This is a genomic window from Franzmannia qiaohouensis, from assembly GCF_031451695.1.
Taxonomy (GTDB): domain Bacteria; phylum Pseudomonadota; class Gammaproteobacteria; order Pseudomonadales; family Halomonadaceae; genus Franzmannia; species Franzmannia qiaohouensis.
On the sequence record NZ_JARWAM010000010.1, the window covers coordinates 60,514 to 79,079 of the forward strand.

General features: G+C 65.3%; 16 protein-coding genes. 11 read left to right on the forward strand and 5 right to left on the reverse strand.

Annotated elements, in window-relative coordinates:
• Positions 1-184 precede the first annotated feature (184 nt).
• From glcD to QC821_RS14600, 4 genes are all read left to right on the forward strand, one after another.
• Positions 185-1,684, forward strand: a complete 1,500-nt coding sequence (glcD, locus tag QC821_RS14585) for a glycolate oxidase subunit GlcD (protein ID WP_309722944.1) — start codon at positions 185-187, stop codon at positions 1,682-1,684.
• A 9-nt stretch (positions 1,685-1,693) separates the two neighbouring features.
• The gene (gene glcE / locus QC821_RS14590; protein ID WP_309722947.1) at positions 1,694-2,767 is read left to right on the forward strand and encodes a glycolate oxidase subunit GlcE; all 1,074 of its coding nucleotides are present in this window, start codon (positions 1,694-1,696) and stop codon (positions 2,765-2,767) included.
• Entirely contained in the window at positions 2,768-4,018 is a 1,251-nt protein-coding gene (glcF, locus tag QC821_RS14595) for a glycolate oxidase subunit GlcF (RefSeq protein WP_309722950.1), read from the forward strand.
• Positions 4,019-4,187: 169 nt separating this feature from the next.
• A complete protein-coding gene (locus QC821_RS14600; protein WP_309722953.1) occupies positions 4,188-4,589 on the forward strand; it encodes a GlcG/HbpS family heme-binding protein in 402 nt (133 codons plus the stop codon).
• Positions 4,590-4,627: 38 nt separating this feature from the next.
• Here the strand turns inward: QC821_RS14600 and QC821_RS14605 are convergent, their stop codons facing one another.
• Positions 4,628-5,524, reverse strand: coding sequence for a LysR family transcriptional regulator (locus QC821_RS14605; protein ID WP_309722956.1), 897 nt, complete (start codon positions 5,522-5,524; stop codon positions 4,628-4,630).
• 112 nt (positions 5,525-5,636) lie between these two features.
• On the opposite strand from QC821_RS14605, the gene betC reads away from it, so the two are divergent.
• From betC to QC821_RS14635, 6 genes are all read left to right on the forward strand, one after another.
• The gene (gene betC / locus QC821_RS14610; protein ID WP_309722959.1) at positions 5,637-7,160 is read left to right on the forward strand and encodes a choline-sulfatase; all 1,524 of its coding nucleotides are present in this window, start codon (positions 5,637-5,639) and stop codon (positions 7,158-7,160) included.
• A gap of 116 nt (positions 7,161-7,276) precedes the next feature.
• The gene (locus QC821_RS14615) at positions 7,277-8,926 is read left to right on the forward strand and encodes a BCCT family transporter (RefSeq protein WP_309722962.1); all 1,650 of its coding nucleotides are present in this window, start codon (positions 7,277-7,279) and stop codon (positions 8,924-8,926) included.
• Positions 8,927-8,964: 38 nt separating this feature from the next.
• A complete protein-coding gene (locus QC821_RS14620; RefSeq protein ID WP_309722965.1) occupies positions 8,965-9,231 on the forward strand; it encodes a DksA/TraR family C4-type zinc finger protein in 267 nt (88 codons plus the stop codon).
• Between the two features lie 382 nt (positions 9,232-9,613).
• Positions 9,614-10,525 carry a DMT family transporter gene (locus QC821_RS14625; RefSeq protein ID WP_309722968.1) on the forward strand — a complete coding sequence of 304 codons (912 nt, stop codon included), beginning with the start codon at positions 9,614-9,616 and terminating at the stop codon, positions 10,523-10,525.
• Complete coding sequence (locus QC821_RS14630; protein ID WP_309722971.1) at positions 10,522-11,088, forward strand: gamma-glutamylcyclotransferase; 567 nt, start codon at positions 10,522-10,524, stop codon at positions 11,086-11,088. Before QC821_RS14625 ends, QC821_RS14630 begins: the two co-directional genes overlap by 4 nt.
• A gap of 81 nt (positions 11,089-11,169) precedes the next feature.
• Entirely contained in the window at positions 11,170-12,384 is a 1,215-nt protein-coding gene (locus QC821_RS14635; protein WP_309722974.1) for a GGDEF domain-containing protein, read from the forward strand.
• Positions 12,385-12,409: 25 nt separating this feature from the next.
• Here QC821_RS14635 and QC821_RS14640 read toward each other — a convergent pair whose 3' ends face one another.
• The 4 genes from QC821_RS14640 to QC821_RS14655 form a co-directional block, all read right to left on the reverse strand.
• Complete coding sequence (locus tag QC821_RS14640) at positions 12,410-13,252, reverse strand: carbohydrate ABC transporter permease (RefSeq protein WP_309722977.1); 843 nt, start codon at positions 13,250-13,252, stop codon at positions 12,410-12,412.
• Positions 13,253-13,280: 28 nt separating this feature from the next.
• Complete coding sequence (locus QC821_RS14645) at positions 13,281-14,141, reverse strand: carbohydrate ABC transporter permease (protein ID WP_309723214.1); 861 nt, start codon at positions 14,139-14,141, stop codon at positions 13,281-13,283.
• 203 nt (positions 14,142-14,344) lie between these two features.
• Complete coding sequence (locus tag QC821_RS14650; protein ID WP_309722980.1) at positions 14,345-15,628, reverse strand: ABC transporter substrate-binding protein; 1,284 nt, start codon at positions 15,626-15,628, stop codon at positions 14,345-14,347.
• Between the two features lie 17 nt (positions 15,629-15,645).
• Positions 15,646-16,788, reverse strand: a complete 1,143-nt coding sequence (locus tag QC821_RS14655; RefSeq protein ID WP_309722982.1) for an ABC transporter ATP-binding protein — start codon at positions 16,786-16,788, stop codon at positions 15,646-15,648.
• Positions 16,789-16,993: 205 nt separating this feature from the next.
• On the opposite strand from QC821_RS14655, the gene QC821_RS14660 reads away from it, so the two are divergent.
• Entirely contained in the window at positions 16,994-18,565 is a 1,572-nt protein-coding gene (locus QC821_RS14660) for a GNAT family N-acetyltransferase (RefSeq protein ID WP_309722984.1), read from the forward strand.
• Position 18,566: the final 1 nt, after the last annotated feature.

Sequence of the window (18,566 nt, forward strand, 5' to 3'; positions counted from 1 at the left end):
GCATTGCGGGCTCCTCGCATCAGCTTGGCCAGGGAACTAGCCTCATGGTCAGTCAGGATGTAGATTGGAAAGCATTTCCACAATATAGACCAATGTCTGGTCAGACCACCACACCACAGACTGGACAAGGCGACGCTCAGGGCACAGATTGACCACTGACAGATGCGCAAGCTGGGGAGTCACCATGAACATTCTTTACGACGCGGCGCTGGACGGCGAGCTGCCGCACAACGACAAGGCCGACGTGCTGGCCCGCATCAGCGAGGCGGTGCCCGGCATGACCCTGCTGCACCGCGAGGAGGACCTGCGGCCCTTCGAATGTGACGGCCTCTCCGCCTATCGGGTGCTGCCGATGCTGGTCGCGCTGCCCGATAGCCTCGATCAGGTCGAAATGCTGCTCAAGACCTGCCACGCCGCCGGCGTGCCGGTGGTGACCCGCGGCGCCGGCACCGGCCTGTCCGGCGGTGCCCTGCCGCTGGAACAGGGCGTGCTGCTGGTGATGTCGCGCTTCAAGCAGATTCTCGAGATCGACCCCGATGCACGCGTCGCCCGCATCCAACCCGGGGTGCGCAACCTGGCGATTTCCGAGGCTGCGGCGCCCTACGGCCTCTATTATGCGCCAGACCCTTCGTCGCAGATCGCCTGCTCGATCGGCGGTAACGTCGCCGAGAACGCCGGCGGCGTGCACTGCCTGAAGTATGGGCTGACCGTACACAACGTGCTCAAGGTCGAGGTGATGACCATCGAGGGCGAGCGCATGACGCTGGGCAGCGAGGCCTTCGACGCCCCCGGCTTCGACCTGCTGGCACTGTTCACCGGCTCCGAGGGCATGCTCGGCGTGGTCACCGAGGTGACCGTCAAGCTGCTGCCCAAGCCGGAGAGCGCCAAGGTGCTGATGGCCAGCTTCGACGACGTCGAAAAGGCCGGCAAGGCGGTGGGTGACATCATCGCTGCGGGCATCATCCCCGGCGGGCTGGAGATGATGGACAAGCTGGCCATCCAGGCCGCCGAGGATTTCGTCAAGGCCGGCTACCCGGTGGAGGCCGAGGCGATCCTGCTGTGCGAGCTCGACGGCGTCGAGGCCGACGTCGACGACGACTGCGAGACGGTCAAGCAGGTACTGCGCCAGGCCGGCGCCACCGATATCAGCCTGGCCCGCGACGACGCCGAACGCGCCAAGTTCTGGGCGGGGCGCAAGAACGCCTTCCCCGCCGTGGGCCGCATGTCGCCGGACTACTACTGCATGGATGGCACCATCCCCCGCCGCGAACTGCCACGGGTACTCAAGGGCATCGCTGCCCTCTCCGAACAGTCCGGCCTACGGGTGGCCAACGTCTTCCACGCCGGCGACGGCAACATGCACCCGCTGATCCTGTTCGATGCCAACCAGCCCGGCGAGCTCGAGCTGGCCGAGGATGTGGGCGGCAAGATCCTCGAGCTGTGCGTCGAGGCCGGCGGCTCGATCACCGGCGAGCACGGCGTTGGCCGCGAGAAGATCAACCAGATGTGTGCCCAGTTCCAGCCCGACGAGATCACCACCTTCCATGCGGTCAAGGCGGCCTTCGACCCGACCCGCCTGCTCAATCCGGGCAAGAACATTCCCACGCTTGCGCGGTGTGCCGAATTCGGCGCCATGCACGTGCACAACAACGAACTGCCGCACCCCGAGCTGCCGCGTTTCTGAGGAGCCACCATGGCGGATACCGTCCCCCTGACAGACCATGACATCAGCGAGGCGCTGTGCGACCAGGTGCGCCAGGCCGACCGCGACAGGACGCCGCTGCGCATCGTCGGCGGTAACACCAAGGCCTTTTACGGCCGCGACATCGACGGCCAGGAGCTGTCGACCCGCGAGCACCGCGGCATCAGCCACTACGACCCGGTGGAGCTGATCGTCTCGGTGCGCAGCGGCACCCCGCTGGCCGAGCTGGAAGCGGCCCTCGACGCCGAGGGCCAGCGCCTGCCCTGTGAACCGCCCCACTTCGGCGCCAGCGCCACGGTCGGCGGCATGATCGCCTGCGGACTGTCCGGGCCGCGCCGGCCCTGGGCCGGCAGCGTGCGCGACCTGGTGCTCGGCACCCGGGTGATCACCCATGAGGGCAAGCAGCTGCGTTTCGGCGGTGAGGTAATGAAGAACGTCGCCGGCTACGACCTGTCGCGGCTGATGGTCGGCGCCCAGGGCACCCTGGGCCTGCTCACCGAAGTCTCGCTCAAGGTGCTGCCCAAGCCCGCCGCCAGCCACAGCCTGCGCCTCGAACTGCCCCTCGATGCGGCGCTGACCAAGCTCGCCGAATGGGGCCGCCAGCCGCTGCCGCTATCGGCGGCCAGCTACCACGACGGCGCCCTGCATCTGCGCCTCGAGGGCGGCGTAAGCTCGGTGGCGGCGACCCGCGAACGCCTCGGCGGTGACAGCCTCGACGCCGGCTACTGGGAAGCGCTGCGCGAGCAGCAGCTGGCCTTCTTCTGCAACGACCAGCGCCCGCTGTGGCGGCTATCGCTGCCCAATAACACCCCGCCGCTGGCACTGGACGGCGAGGTGCTCTACGACTGGGCCGGCGCCCAGCGCTGGCTGAAGAGTGACGCCGACGCCGCCGACATCCGCGAGGCCTGCGCCCGTGCCGGCGGCCATGCCACCTGCTATACGCCGGGGGCTGCCGAGCCGTTCACGCCGCTGGCAGCGGTGGTGGCCAAGTACCATCGCAACCTCAAGGCCGAGCTCGACCCCAACGGGATCTTCAACCCCGGCCGACTCTACGCGGAGGTCTGAATGCAGACGCACTTTACCCCTGAAGACCTCGAGAAACCGCATATCAAGGAAGCCGACCGCGTGCTGCGCAGCTGCGTGCACTGCGGCTTCTGCAACGCCACCTGCCCCACCTACCAGCTGCTGGGCGACGAGCGCGACGGCCCTCGCGGGCGCATCTACCTGATCAAGGAGCTGCTCGAGAGCCGCGACGATGACGACCAGGTCACCGCCGAGACCCGACTGCACCTCGACCGCTGCCTGACCTGTCGCAACTGCGAGACCACCTGTCCCTCCGGCGTCGAGTACCACAAGCTGCTCGACATCGGCCGCGCCGAGATCGAGCGCCGGGTGCCGCGCAGCACCGGCGAGCGCGCCCAGCGCTACGCCCTGCGCAAGATGCTGGTGGAGCCCAAGCGCTTCCAGGCGCTGCTCAAGCTCGGCCAGACCTTCAAGCCGCTGGTACCCGGCGCGCTGAGGAGCAAGATGCCGCCAGCGCCGGTGGACGCCGGCAAGCGCCCCGACCATCGCCACCAGCCGCGTCAGATGCTGATCCTCGAAGGCTGTGTCCAGCCAGGGCTGTCGCCCAATACCAATGCCGCCACCGCGCGAGTGCTGGATCGCCTCGGCATCGGCCTGACCCCGGCCAGCGAGGCCGGTTGCTGTGGCGCCATCGACTTTCACCTCAACGCCCAGGACGACGGCCGCACTCGGGCGCGCGCCAATATCGACGCCTGGTGGCCACACATCGAGGCCGGCTGCGAAGCCATCGTCCAGACCGCCAGCGGCTGCGGCGCCTTCGTCAAGGAGTACGCCGACATCCTCGCCGACGACCCGGCCTACGCCGAAAAGGCCAAGCGCATCAGTGCCCTGGCCAAGGACCTGGTAGAGGTGCTGCGCGACGAGAACCTCGACGAATTGCACATCCCCGAGACCCGCAGGCTGGCCTTCCACTGCCCCTGCACCCTGCAGCATGCGCAGAAGCTCGGCGGTGCGGTGGAGGGCGTGCTCACCCGGCTCGGCTTCGCGCTGACGCCGGTGGCCGACGCTCACCTGTGCTGCGGCTCGGCGGGCACCTACTCGATCACCCAGCCCGAGCTTGCTACCGAACTGCGCGACAACAAGCTCGACGCCCTGGAAGCCGGCAAGCCTGAGACTATCGTGACGGCCAATATCGGCTGCCAGACCCACCTCGCCGGCGCCGGACGCACCCCGGTCCGTCACTGGATCGAGATTGTCGATGAGGCGTTACAACCCGCCGAGGGAAGCGCTTAAATAGCATTTCCGAATACCCATGAGATGAGCGCCGAGGGCAAGGTGGAATGAGGGTCTTTTGCCATGGATGGCAAAAGTAGCACCCAGGGACGGGTTTACAGCGCCCTCGTGAAGGCTTGCCCTCGGTGAAGCTCATCGCCAGCATCAACCGCTCACCAAGGAGCCCAACATGAAAACCAAATCCGTACTCACCCTGTCAGACGTCAACGCCATCCTCGATGCCGCACAGAAAGAAGCCGAAGCTAATAGTTGGGCAGTGACCATTGCCGTGGCCGACGACGGCGGCCACCTGCTCGGCCTGCGCCGCCTCGACGGTGCCGCCCCAATGACCCCCGGGGTCGCCAGCGAAAAGGCGCGCAGCGCCGCTCTGGGCTGCAAGGAGACGCAAGTCTTCGAAGAGATGATCAACGGCGGCCGCAACGCCTTCCTGTCGGCGCCGATGCAGGGCCTGCTGTCCGGCGGCGTGCCGGTACTGGTCGACGGCCAGGTAGCTGGCACCGTGGGCGTGTCCGGGGTCAAGCCCGACCAGGACGTCCAGGTCGCCAAGGCCGGCATCGCAGCTGTTAGCTAAGTTTCACCGCTGCCCGCCTGGATGGCGGGCAGCGCCCCTTACTTCGTACTCTCCAGCAGCCAGTCGCGAAACAGCTGCCTTGCGCTGCCGCCACCGCCGCGTCCGTCGATCAGGCCATAGCCTCCCCCGGTACTCAGCGTCATGCCCTCGAGACCTACCAGGACGCCACTGGCGAGTTGATCATCGATCAACCCCCGCCAGCCCAGGCCAATACCCTGACCGGCAATCACCGCCTGGATCAGCAGCGTGTAGTTGTTGAAGGTCAGCTCCGCCGGCTGCACGTAGGTCATATCGGCCAAGGCCTTGAAGTACGCCGGCCAGTCGAGCCAGTGCTGGCCCGGCTCGCTCAGCAGCGCCATCAGCGGCAGTTCACTGAGCCTCGCCAAGCTGTCGATCGGGCCATGCTGGTCGAGGAACGCCGGGCTGCATACCGGCATCACCGTCTCACCGAACAGCCTGGGTACGCCGCTCAGGGTGCGCGCATCGCAGAACAGCAGCGCCACGTCGACCTCCTGGTCGTGCCAGTCGCGGCCGCCCTGATGGGTCATGATGCGCACGTCGATATCCGCATGCCGCTGGCGGAACTGCGGCAGTCGCGGCAGCAGCCAGTAGGCGGCGAACGAAAAGTCGGTGAGGATATTGACCTGCGGATGGCAATGCTGGCGCTGCAGGCGGTCGAGTGTCTGCTCGATGGTGGCAAAGCCCTCCTGCACGCTGACGAACAGCGCCTGGCCGGCCTCGGTGAGGCGCACCCCGCGATAGATGCGCTCGAACAGCGCCATGCCCAGCTGCTCCTCCAGCGCTCGCACCTGCTGGCTCACCGCCGACTGCGTCGAGTGCAGCTCGCCGGCGGCAGCCGTAAAGCTCAGATGCCGCGCCGCCGTCTCGAACACCCTCAGGCCATGGGGCGATACCCTCCTGCCAATCAATGACATTAGCCCACCTAATGATTGGGATTAATATTCAGTGAGTTTACAGCATCTGACATAAGCCATGAGACTAGCGGCAAGCCCATCCGCCCGCCACCGTCGACGCGAGGTAGCCGCCATGCCAGCCAAGCAACCGCACATCCTGTTCCTGATGGCCGATCAGATGACCGCCAGCAAGCTGCCGTTCTACGGCCACCCGCTGGTCAAGACACCGCACCTGTCGCGACTCGCCGCCGAGGGGGTGGTGTTCGACTCGGCCTACTGCAACAGCCCGCTGTGTGCGCCTTCGCGCTTCACGCTGATGGCCGGCCAGCTGCCGTCGCGGATCGGCGGTTACGACAACGCCGCCGAGTTCGCCGCCGATACCCCCACCTATGCCCACTACCTGCGCGACGCCGGCTACTTCACTGCACTCACCGGCAAGATGCACTTCTGCGGCCCCGACCAGCTGCACGGCTTCGAGGAGCGCCTGACCACCGACATCTACCCCGCCGACTTCGGCTGGTTCGTCGACTGGGAGAACTTCCACGAACGGCCCAGCTACTATCACAACATGGCGTCGGTCACCCAGGCCGGGCCCTGCGTTCGCTCCAACCAGATCGACTTCGACGACGAGGTGGCCTTCCGCGCCCAGCGTTTCCTCTACGACTATGCCCGCAACGGTGAGACGCGGCCGTTCTGCCTGACGGTGTCGCTGACTCACCCCCACGACCCCTACACCATTGCCCAGGAGTACTGGGACCGCTACCAGCATGACGCCATCGACATGCCCCGCGTGCCCTACAGCCGCACGCTGATGGATCCCCACTCCCAGCGCCTGCGCCACGTCTACCAGCTGGAGGAAGGCGGCGTCAGCGATGCGCAGATTCGCAATGCCCGCCACGCCTACTACGGGGCGCTGAGCTACGTCGACGACCAGATCGGTGCAGTGCTCAAGGCGCTGGAAGAGACCGGCCTGGCCGACGACACCATCATCGTGTTCTCCGGCGACCACGGCGACATGCTCGGCGAGCGTGGCCTGTGGTACAAGATGAGCTGGTTCGAGGATTCGGCGCGGGTGCCGATGCTGGTCCACGCCCCCGGCCGCTTTGCACCGGGCCGGGTCAGCCAGTCGGTCTCGACCATGGACCTGCTGCCAACCTTCGCCGAGCTGGCAAACCACGGCCAGGCTCCCGAGTATGCGGTGCCGGTGGACGGCCGCAGCCTGCTGCCGCACCTCACCGGCCAGGCCGGCCATGACGAGGCGATCGGCGAGTACCTTGGCGAGGGCGCGATCGCCCCGCTGCTGATGATTCGCCGCGGCCGCTACAAGTTCGTGCACAGCGCCCCCGATCCCGACCAGCTGTTCGACCTCGAGGCCGACCCGCTGGAGCTGACCAACCTGGCCGAGTCGCCGGAGCACCTCGATCGCTGCAAGCAATTCCGCAACGAAATCGACAGCCGCTGGGACTATGCCCGCCTGCATGACGAGGTGATCGCCAGCCAGCGGCGGCGCAAGCTGGTATCGCGGGCGTTAAAACAGGGCAGGGTCACCCCCTGGGATCACCAGCCGCTTTTCGATGCCAGCCAGCAGTACATGCGCAATACCATCGACCTCGACGACCTGGAGCGCCGCGCGCGTTTTCCGGAGGTCAGCCATTGAGATGCCCAGGCCCGCCATTATACGGCGGGCTAATAACTCTTAACTGCCAGCCCCTGTCACTCACGAGCAAAACCCCTCACCATCCATAAACCTAACAATATAAGGAGAGATGTCTCATGAGCTCCCCAAGCGACCCCTCGTCGCATGCCGAGTCCAGCGACATGCAGACGGATTACGTCGTTGGCCAGGACAACGTCGAAGGGAGCCTCGGCCCCATCGGCTTCGATATCCACAACCGCGTCTTCGCCGTATCGGCTCTCGCCTCGGTGGTCTTCATTCTCCTCACCCTGCTGTTCCCCGAGCGAGCAGGCGGCATCTTCCAGTCTATCGTCGCCTTTTCGACCGGCACGTTAGACTGGTATTTCATGCTGGTCGTGGATTTCTTCATCCTGTTCTGTATCGCGCTGGTGGTGCTGCCCTATGGGTCGATCCGGCTAGGCGGCCCGGACGCTCGGCCGGACTACAACTACCTGTCTTGGTTCTCGATGCTGTTCGCCGCCGGTATCGGTATCGGGCTGCTGTTCTTCGGGGTGCTGGAGCCGGTCTATCATGCCAACGTCTCCTTGCCGCTGGGTATTCCCTCGCCGTTTGGCGACGGCGGCGCACTCGACCCGGAGGCGATTCCCGGCGCCACCGCCATGGGCCTTGCCGGCACCTACCTGCACTGGGGCATCCACGGCTGGGCCGTCTACGTAGTGATGGCACTGGCCCTGGCCATCTTCACCTACAACAAGGGCCTGCCGTTCTCGATTCGCTCGGCTTTCTTTCCCATCCTCGGCGACCGCGTGTGGGGCTGGTGGGGACACGCCATCGATATTCTGGCGGTGTTTTCCACCCTGTTCGGCCTGGCGACGTCGCTGGGGCTGGGTGCCCAGCAGGCCAATGCGGGGATGAATTTCGTATTTGGCCTCGAGGTCACGACCACCACCCAGGTCATCATCATCCTGCTGGTGACCGCCGCAGCGCTGGTCTCGGTGTGGCGAGGGCTCGAAGGCGGCGTCAAGAAGCTCTCCGAAATCAACATGGTGCTGGCAGTGCTGTTCTTCTTCTTCGTACTGTTTGCCGGGCCCACGCTGGTCGCCCTGAGCGGCTTCTTTACCGGCCTCACCACCTACGTAAGGGAGTTCGCCCCGCTATCGGCCCCCTTCGGCCGTGACGACGACGCCTATCGCCAGGCCTGGACCATCTTCTACTGGGCCTGGTGGATCAGCTGGGCGCCGTTCGTCGGCATGTTCATCGCCCGGGTCTCGCGGGGACGCACGATTCGTGAATTCGTGACCTGCGTGCTGCTGATTCCCAGCCTGTTCATCTTTGTCTGGATGGGGGTGTTCGGGGCGACAGCGCTGGATCAGCTCTACGCCAGCCCCGACACCAGCCTGGTCAAGGAGTACGTGATCGACACCTACAGCCCCGAGCTGTCGCTGTTCGGCATGCTCAACGAGCTGCCGCTGACCGGCCTGATGTCGACCCTGGCCATCGTGCTGGCGCTGATCTTCTTCATCACCTCGTCGGACTCCGGCTCGCTGGTGATCGATACCATCACCGCCGGCGGCAAGATCGATGCGCCGCGTCCCCAGCGCATGTTCTGGGCCGCGGTGGAGGGCTTCATCGCCATCGTGCTGCTGATCGGCGGCGGGCTATCGGCGCTACAGGCCGGCGTGACGGCGACGGCGATTCCGTTCTCCGTGGTGATGCTGCTGATGTGCTATACCATTATCAAGGCGCTGAATGGCGAGCTTCGCCAACTGCGCCAAAAACCCTCTTGAGGGCTAGATAAGCCAACGAGCACGGAAGGAGGCGATCCATGGCAGGCGGCTGGTCACGCGATGGTGCCGAGCAGGAGCAGATCGAGAGTACGGTGGAAGATGCGCTGCAGCGGGTACGCAGCCAGCTTCCTACCGGCGAGAGCCTGCGCCACTGTGAGGAGTGCGGCGACGAGATTCCCCAGGCGCGCCGCGAGGCGATCAAGGGCGTGCGCCTGTGCATCGCCTGCCAGAGCGAACGCGACAAGCAGCAGACGTCCTACAGTGGCTACAACCGTCGCGGCAGCAAGGACAGTCAGCTGCGCTGACGCCGGTGTAGGTATCTGTTACGCAGTGGCTATCACAGATCCTCAGGGTGATCGCAGTTGCCTCTAAGCGAAGGAGGCCGGGGACAGGCCGAAGAGGAGGTTTGCGCCATGGGTGAGGAGCATTGCTCCGAACGGGCTGGCCATGGATGGCCAGCACTGGTCCTGCAAGCGAAGCAGGATGCGAGAGCGCAGCAGGGCGCAAGATAGCGCCCAGGGATGGGTTCACAGCGCCTCCTCGCAGGCCTGTCGACGGATCAGTCCCGAGCGGTGCGATAGCCCTACACCGATTCTGCCATGGCTTGCAGCCACCTCTCAGCACGATATGATGACACCCCTCAGAGCCCCGTTCCCAGCGGGGCTCTGCTTTGTCCAAGAGGTCGCCATGCCGCTGCTCTATTTTCTCGCCCCGCTGGGTGCCGTGCTGATCTGGTCGGGCAACATGACAATCAACCAGCTCACCGTGGGCGCCATTGCGCCGAGCAGCATCGCCTTTCTGCGCTGGGTGCTGGCGCTGGCGGTGTTGACGCCCTTTGTGCTGCCGGCGGTGTGGCGCCATCGCCAGGCCCTCAAGCGCGAATGGCCCAAGCTGGCCTTCCTCGGCCTGCTGGGCATGGCGATGTGGCAGGGGCTGGCCTACGTCGCCGCCGAAACCACCTCGGCCACCAACATGGGCATTCTGGCCGCCACCGTACCGCTGCTCACGGTCCTGCTCAGCGCGCTGATTCTGCGCGAGCCGCCGAGCCTCGGCGGCGTGGCAGGCGGGCTGGTGGCGCTATGCGGGGTCGCGGTGCTGCTCGGCCGCGGCGACCCACTGTCGCTGCTGGCCCTCGACGTCTCGCCGGGCGATGCGCTGATGGTGGTGGCCGCCAGCTGCTACGCCACCTACGGCGTGATGCTAAAGCGCTGGCCGATGAACCTGCCGCCCTGGGTGATGCTCTACGTGCAGGCGGTCTTCGCCACCCTGCTGCTACTGCCCGGCTACCTGCTCGGGCCGATGACACCGGTGGATGGCGGCAACGTCTGGCTGATCGCCTATGCCGGCATCCCCGCCTCGATCATCACCACCTTCCTGTGGATGCGTGCGGTACGCCAGATCGGCGCCAGCAAGGCCAGCATCTTCCTCAACCTGATGCCGCTGTTCAGCGCCATCATCGCCATGCTGTTCCTTGGCGAGCGCCTGGCCAGCTGGCACCTGCTCGGCGGCGGCCTGACCCTGATCGGCGTGATCATGGCCCAGACCCTCACCCAGCCGCTGCTGCGTGGCAACCAGCGCAACCATCCGAGCCAGCCATGAGCCTCGACACCACCCTGATCAACCGCCAGCGCATGCCCGTCGACGACGACGCCGAGCTATGGCTGTTCGGCTACGGCTCGCTGATCTGGAAGGCTGAATTTGCCTACCTCGAGCGCCGTCCCGCGCATATCGAGGGCTGGGCACGACGCTTCTGGCAGGGCTCCCACGACCATCGCGGCACGCCCGAGGCCCCTGGACGGGTAGCCACGCTGGTACGCCAGCCCGGCGCCCTCTGCCATGGCATGGCCTACCGGGTAAGCGGCGAGGTTCTGCACGGCTTGGATATCCGCGAGAAGAACGGCTACCTGCGCGAGACCACCCTGATGCACTTCGCCGACGGCAGCCACGCCGAAGGCCTGCTCTACCTCGCCACCGAGGACAACGCCGCCTTTCTCGGCGACGCACCACTCGAGTCCATGGCTCGCCAGATCGCCGCCGCCCACGGCCCCAGCGGCGCCAACCGCGACTACCTGCTCAACCTCGCCACCGCGTTGGAAGATCTCGGTGCCGACGATCCGCATGTATTTGCGCTCGCGGAGAGCGTGCGTTCGAATAAATCGTAAAGTTAACGCCGTGTAAGCCGATAGCCCCAGTAGAGCACAGTGCCTGAGAAACCGGTGCCATCTATATGAGGGGAAACCGCTATGCCACAGGCCTTGCTCCCCAAGGTCGAATCGGAGTTGATCAAGCCCTGGTATCGCCTGCGCTTCAGCCCAGCGGTGGAGTCACGCTTCGAGGAGGATACCTCTGCGCGACGTAGTCGACATCTTGTCCTGACGGGCATCGTGACGCTGAGCATCTACGATCTTTTCCTCATCAATGACAATATTTTTCGCCCTGAGACCCTGGCCATTTCCGCCTGGGTACGCTTAGGAGTGATGACGCCATTGGCCCTGGCGGCCCTCTACTGCGTGAGCCGCAACCTGACACCGGCCATGCGTGAAGCAACGATGGCCGCCACGGTCATTTTGGCGATGCTGCTCTCCAATGTGATCTTCTTCGCATCAAAGGCGCCCTATTCGTTTCTCGACACCTTTGCCTTCGGGCTGATTCCGCTGGTGAGTAACGTCATCTTTTCACTACGCTTCGCGTTTGCTGCTGCCACCTCGCTAATCTGCACCCTCATCATGGCGGTCTTCGTGGTGCTCTACCAACCCATGGCGTTCGAAATCAAGGTCTACACCCTGGTCCTCTTCACTGCCAATGTCGTCTTCACCCTGCTCGCCAATTTCCGCCTGGAGTCCAGCGAGCGAAAATCCTACTTGCTGCTGCTGCGCGAACGTCTGAGGAACCAGGTCGCTTTAGAGGACAACCAGACTCTGACCAAGATATCGGCCACCGATCCGCTAACCGGTGTCGCGAACCGCCGCCATTTCGACAGCGTGCTTGCACAGCGCTGGGAAGAAGCCATCGCCAGACAGACGATGCTCGGCATACTGGTCATCGATATTGACTACTTCAAGAACTATAACGACCGCTACGGACATCTTCAGGGGGACCACTGCCTTCGACATGTTGCGCTGGAAATACAGCAACATGTGCGACATGAAGACGATCTGGTGGTGCGCTTTGGCGGTGAAGAGTTCGTCGTGCTGTTGCCCCACGTTTCTGTTGCGTCGGCCTACCGGGCCGCCGAGCATATCCGCCAAGGCATCGAGGCGCTGGGTCTGCCCAACGAAGGTGCCCCGCACAAACCGATGGTGACAGTCAGCATCGGGGCGGCGGTAACACAACCGGCCGAAGGCATGGCGCCCTCCGCCCTGCTCCGGCATGCCGATGAAGCCCTGTACCAAGCCAAGGGCGCAGGTCGCAATCGCAGCGTACTGGCGCCGCTGGAGGGGGGGCCGGTGTGCGCCTAGCATTGCCAGCAAGAGCCATGCGGTTTCAGCGTATCCCCGCCCTGAGGAACGACTGCACGAACTGGCGCTGGAAGAGCAGGAAGGCGATCAGCAGCGGGGCGATGCTGAGCAGGGTGGCGGCGCTGACGGTGGCCCAGTTGACGCCGGTTTCCGGGGCCGAGAACACGCCCAGCCCGACGGTCAGCGGGCGGCTCTCCACCGAGTTGGTGACCACCAGCGGCCACAGGAAGTTGTTCCAGTGGTGGCTGATCGAGACCAGGCCGTAGGCCAGGTAGGTGGGCTTGGCCAGCGGCACATAGACCTTGAGCAGGATCGCCAGCCAGCCGCAGCCCTCAATGCGGGCGGCATCCTCCAGCTCGCGGGGAATGGTCTTGAAGGTCTGGCGCAGCAGGAAGATGCCGAAGGCGCTGGCCACGTAGGGCAGCCCGATGCCGGTGATGGTATCGACCAGCCCCAGTGAACTGGCGATGCGGTAGTTCTCGACGATCAGCACCTCGGGGAACACGAACAGCTGGATCAGCACCAGCATGAACAGCAGGTCCTTGCCGGGAATCGGGAAGCGCGCGAAGGCAAAGCCGGCCAGGGTGCAGACCACGAACTGTGCCAGCACCACCCCGCTGACCAGCAGGAAGGTGTTGAGGTAGTAGCGGGCGAACGGCGCCTGGGACCAGGCGTTGGCGAAGTTGTCCAGGGTCAGCGGCGCGAACAGGTCGAAGCGCACCATGAACGCCGGCGGATGAAAGGCCGCCCATACCGCGTAGAGCAGCGGAAAGATCCAGATGATCGCCAGCAGCCAGGCGGCGGTGGTCTCGAGGCTCGGCACGCGCAGCGCCAGTCCCCTGGCAACTGAGAGAGTGGCTTGGCTCATGATCTCGCCCCTTGCAGTGGTGATGCGCTCATTGGTAGTGCGTCCGACGGTCGAGAATGGCGAACTTGACGGTGGCCACCACCGCCAGCACCAGCAGGATCACCACCGTGATGGTGGCGGCGTAGGTGCGGTCGAAGAACGAGAAGGCGTTCTCGTAGACGTAGTAAAGCAGCAGGTTGGTGGCATTGTTGGGGCCGCCCTTGGTGAGGATGAACAGGTGGTCCACCACCCGCACCGCGTTGATCAGCGCATTGATCAGCACGAACAGCGTGGTCGGCATCAGCAGCGGGAAGGTCACCCGCCAGAAGAAGCTCCAGCGGCTGGTGCCCTCCAGGTCCGAGGCCTCCTTGAGCTCCGGCGGGATGCTCTGCAGCGCCGCCAGGTAGAAGATCATGAAGAACCCGGCCTCCTTCCAGACGGTCATCACGATCACCGAGGTCAGTGCCACACTGGGGTCGCCCAGCCAATTGACCCCGGACAACCCAAAGGCGCCGAGCAGCTTGTTGAACAGGCCGATCTGCGGCGCGTAGAAGAACATCCAGATATTGGCCGCGGCGATCATCGGCAGGATGGTCGGCGTGAAATAGGCCATGCGCACGAAGCCGCGCCCCGGCAGTCGGGCGTTGACGAACAGCGCCATGCCCAGGGCAATGGCAATCGAGGTGGGTATGGTGCCCAGCGCATAGATCAGGTTGTTGCGCGCCACCCGCCAGAAGGTGCTGTCCTCGATCAGCAGCTGGTAGTTCTCGAGGCCGACGAACTGCGTCGGCTCGCCGCGAAAGCCGGGCAGGAACAGGCTGTTGATCAGCGTGGCAATCGTCGGCAGGTAGGCGAAAGTCGCCAGCAGCACCGCGGCGGGCAACAGCAGCAGGGCGCCGTAGAGCTGCATGCGTCGGTGGGCATTTTGTATCACTCGGATAGGCCTCCTGCGCCATGGCGGCACCGGTGGCAAAGCCTGCGAGGAGGCGCCATGAATCCCTCCCTGGACGCTACATTCGACATTCCTGTCGAATGACCTCCTCTTCGGCCTTGCCCCCGGCACCTGTCTACGTCGGTTCGAAATCTCGACGTTATCTCTGCGAAGCCTCTGCGCTATCGCGCGTAGCGGCGCAGCGCCGTCTCGGCTTCGGCCTGGGCCTGGTTGAGCGCTTCCTCGGCGGACATCTGACCGGTCAGTGCCGCCTGCACGGCGTTGTCCAGCGCGCGGCGCACGCGCCCGCCCTGGTAGGTGGAGAGCTCGGCGGTGCCGTGCTCGAGCTGGTCGCGGGCCACCGCCGCCGGGGCAAAGGTCTCGACGTAGTCGCGCAGCAGCTCGGTCTCGTAGGCGTCCGGGCTGACGCCCATGTAGCCGGTCTCGATCGACCAGGCCGCGGCGCGCTCGGGGTCGGTCATCCAGCGGATGAAGGTCATCGCCGCGCGCTGCTCCTCCTCGGTGGTGTCGTTGAAGATGTAGAAGTTGCCGCCACCGGTGGGGCTGCCGCGCTGGGTCTTCATCGGCAGCATGGCCACGCCGAACTCGAAGTCGGCCTCGTTGCGCACCGCGGTGAGGTTGCCGGTGGTGTGCCACATCATCGCCGTGGACTGCTCGATGAAGTTCTGGCGCAGGGTGCCCCACTCGATGGTGCCGTCGGGCATCGCCTCGTGCTCCTGGGACAGCGATACCCAGTACTCCAGCGCCTCGACGGCAGCAGGATCGTCGAAATAGACCTCGGTGCCGTCATCGCTCATCAGCCGATGGCCGTTCTGGAAGGCGAAGGCCTGGAACATCCAGTAGGGGTAGCCGGTGGAGGGCACCATCACGCCCCACTGGTCGCCGCCAGAGGCCTCGCGCACTGCGGCGGCCATCTCGGCCATGTCGTCCCAGGTTTCCGGCGGCGTCTCGGGGTCGAGCCCCGCGGCCTCGAAGGCGTCCTTGTTCCAGTAGAGCACGATGGTCGAGCGCTGGAAGGGGATACCGTAGGTCTGGCCATCCACCTGGCCGTTCTCCATCAGGCCCGGGTAGAAGCTGTCGAGCCACTCGCGCTCCTCGTCGCTCTCGAGCAGGTCGTCGAAGGCGACGATGGCGTCCTGCTCGAGCAGCTCATAGAGGTCGATGGAGAACAGCACCGAGAGCTGCGGCGCATCGCCGGCCTCAATGGCCGACATGGCGCGCACCCGGGTGTCGTCGTAGTTGCCGGCGTAGATCGCCTCGACGCTGATCTCGGGATGCTCGGCCTGGAAATCGTCGACCAGCTCATCGATGACATCGGTCAGCGAGCCGCCTACCGCGATGGGATAGTACATGGTCAGCTCGACGGGATCGTCGGCCAGCACCGGGCTGGCGCCCAGCACGGCGGCGGCCAGCGCCGTCAAGGGGAAAGAGAGACGTGCACGCATGGGGTGGCTCCTGTAGTTCACGGATGAGACGCTCGCGAATGAGCGGTTATCGGGTCAGTCGTGCCGGGATTCGCGGCAAATGCCACGGCGGTGAGATCGTCGCGACGCAGCCCGTCGGCATCGAACAGATGGGCCGCACTCGGCGCCCAGGCCAGCCGGCAGCGGGTGCCGGGCGGCATCGGTCGCTTGCCGGGCAGCCGCGCACGCAGCCGCTGGCTACCTACGCCGAGCTGGAGGATGGTGTCGGCGCCAAGGTACTCCTCGTCGATCACCTCGGCGGGCACGCCGCTGGCGTCGCTGGGAAGCACCTCGATATCCTCGGGACGAATGCCCAGCTGGCCGCCCGCAGCGGCGGCAGGCGCCACCGCTACCGCGGACTCGCCGTCGATGGCCGCGGCGCCATCGTGGGCGGTCAACTGCACCAGGTTCATTGCCGGGCTGCCGATAAAGCTCGCCGCGAAGGCGCTGGCCGGGCGGTTGTAGAGCTCGGCGGGCGAGCCGTCCTGCACGATGCGGCCGTTCTGCATCAGGATCACCCGGTCGCCCATGCTCATCGCCTCGACCTGGTCATGGGTGACGTAGATCACCGTCATGCCGAGGCGCGCCTGGAGCGACTTGATCTCACGACGCATCTCGCCGCGCAGGCGGGCATCGAGGTTGGAGAGCGGCTCATCCATCAGGCAGATGGGATGTTCGGAGATGATCGAGCGCGCCAGCGCTACACGCTGGCGCTGGCCGCCGGAGAGCTGGGCAGGCTTGCGCTCGAGATAGGCCTCGAGATCGACAAGCTCGGCGACTCGGGCCAGGCGCTCGCGGCGCTCGGCCTTGGGCACCTTGCGACTGCGCAGGCCGAACACGATGTTGTCGGCCACGCTGAGGTGGGGGAACAGCGCGTAGGACTGGAACACCATGCTCAGCCCGCGGTCCCCCGGCGGCAGGAAGGTCACGTCGCGATCGCCGATGGCGATGCGCCCTTCGGTGGCCTGCTCGAGGCCGGCGATCATGCGCAGCGTGGTGGACTTGCCGCAGCCCGAAGGGCCGAGCAGGATGACGAACTGGCCCGGTGTGACGTCGAACGAGATGGCGTCCACGGCAGTGGTATCGTCCCAGCGCTTGGTCACCGCCTCCAGGCGGATGCGCTGGTGATTGTTATGGGTCATGGCGTGCCTGCTGTCGAATGGCGGCGAAAGGGCATTACAGCCCCCATGAAAATCAGCGTAGTCGCTGGCATCGACTTGTCATCCACGCATTGTCCGTACGCCGGGTTACCGTTGCCTGACAGTGCGATGACCGCTGGGTGACCGACGCTGACGCCAGTGCATGCTAGAATTCAGGCTCTTTTTTTCGTTCAGGAATTCGCTGCCCATGTCCCTCGACGATCTGCACCTCAACCTGCGCAACCTGACCGCAGACGACTACCCCCAGCTCAAGTCGCTGATGGACAAGGTCTACGACGATATCGGCGGTGCCTGGCCCAAGCTGACCATCGACAAGCTGGTCAGCGAGTTTCCCGACGGCCAGATCGTCATCGAGGACGACCAGACCATCGTCGGCGTGGCGCTTACCGCACTGGTGGACTACGACGAGTTCTCCAACCCGCACCAGTACGACGACCTGATCGGCCACCGCGAGGTCATCCTCAACCAGCCCGACGGCGACGCCATGTACGGTCTCGACGTGCTGATCGACCCGAACTACCGCGGCTATCGCCTCGGCCGGCGCCTGTATGAAGCGCGCAAGGAGCTGTGCCGCTCGATGAACCTGCGCGCCATCCTCGCCGGCGGTCGTATTCCCGAGTACCACCAGCACGCCGACGAGCTCTCACCGGCCGAGTACATCGAGAAGGTATCGCGCAAGGAGATCCACGACCCGATCCTCTCCTTCCAGCTGGCCAACGACTTCCTGGTCAAGCGCCTGCTGCGCAAGTACCTGCCGGAGGACGAGAAGTCCCAGGGCTTCGCCACCCTGCTGGAGTGGAACAACATCCTCTATGAACCCGCCGAGCGCGTGCTGGAGTCGCGCCGCACCCAGGTCCGGGTGGGCGCGGTGCAGTGGCAGATGCGCGAGTTCGACTCGGTGGAGACGGTACTCCAGCAGATCGAGTACTTCGTCGACGCGCTGTCCGGCTACCAGAGCGACTTCGCGGTCTTCCCCGAGCTGTTCAACGCGCCGCTGATGGGCCTGCAGGACCGCGCCGCCCAGCGCGACCAGCTGGCCGCGATCCGCTTCCTGTCGGGCTTTACCGAGCGCTTCAAGACCGAGCTGTCGCGCATGGCGGTGTCCTACAACATCAATATCGTGGCCGGCTCGATGATCGAGGAGGCCGATGACGGCAAGCTCTACAACATCGCCTACCTGTGCCACCGCGACGGCACCCTGGAGCGCCAGGCCAAGCTGCACATCACTCCCCAGGAGCGCCGCGACTGGGTGATCGAAGGCGGCGACGACCTGCGCGTGTTCGACACCGATGCCGGCCGCGTGGGCATCCAGATCTGCTACGACGTCGAGTTCCCCGAGCTTTCGCGCCTGCTCGCCGAGCAGGACATGGACATCCTGTTCGTACCGTTCTGGACCGACACCAAGAACGGCTACCTGCGGGTGCGCCACTGCGCCCAGGCCCGCGCCATCGAGAACGAGTGCTACGTGGTGCTGTGCGGCAGCGTCGGCAACGTGCCGTCGATCGAGAACCTCGACATCCAGTACGCCCAGTCGTCGGTGTTCTCGCCCTCGGACTTCGCCTTCCCCCACGACGCGGTGCTCGCCGAGACCACCCCCAACACCGAGATGATCATGTTCTCGGATCTCGACCTGACGCGTCTCACCGTGGTGCGCAGCGAAGGCTCGGTGACCAACCTCAAGGATCGCCGCAAGGATCTGTTCGACCTGCGCTGGCGCGACTGGTCGTGGAAGTCCGGCGCCAACCTCGAGGACAACTGAG